This is a genomic window from Campylobacter troglodytis (assembly GCF_006864425.1).
GTDB classification, from domain to species: Bacteria; Campylobacterota; Campylobacteria; order Campylobacterales; family Campylobacteraceae; genus Campylobacter_D; species Campylobacter_D troglodytis.
On record NZ_QHLI01000242.1, the window covers coordinates 1 to 504 of the forward strand.

1 protein-coding gene is annotated in these 504 nt (G+C 36.1%); it reads right to left on the reverse strand.

Annotated elements, in window-relative coordinates:
* A partial coding sequence (locus DMC01_RS12785) for a contractile injection system protein, VgrG/Pvc8 family (RefSeq protein ID WP_248284110.1) occupies positions 1 to 504 on the reverse strand: 504 nt, incomplete at both ends.

The window sequence follows — 504 nt, forward strand, 5'->3', positions numbered from 1 at the left end:
AGCACATTAGCAGCTGTGTGAGTAAAGCTAAGAGCTCTTAGGCTTTCTTCTTTTGACAAAGAAAATATGCAAGGAGAGTTTAGAGCATTGTTTGCTTGATTTGCATTGAAATTTATGTGCCTCAGATTTTCATTTATGAAGCTATCCTTAAAATATATGCTGTTTTCATCCTCGTAAAAATATATGCCATTATTATGAGCTAATCTTGTGATAAAAGCCAAATCGCTTTCCTCATACTGAGTGATAAGCTCAAGCCTTTGATACACCCCTTGTATGTCCTTAAAATCCAAGTTTTTGTGAAGCTCATAAAGGCTTAAAGTATGCTTGATAACCTCTACAACAGTTTTGTTTGTGTATAATTTATTGGCCTTATTTAGGCTTAGTCTTACAAGAGGAGAGTGCAGGGTAAAGGAAAAATAATGTCTGTAAGCAAGTCTTTGTAAGCCTTGGTTTGAGGTGGCTTGGGGGTTTAAAGCATCTTGCAAAGAGTTTGAATTCAAGCCC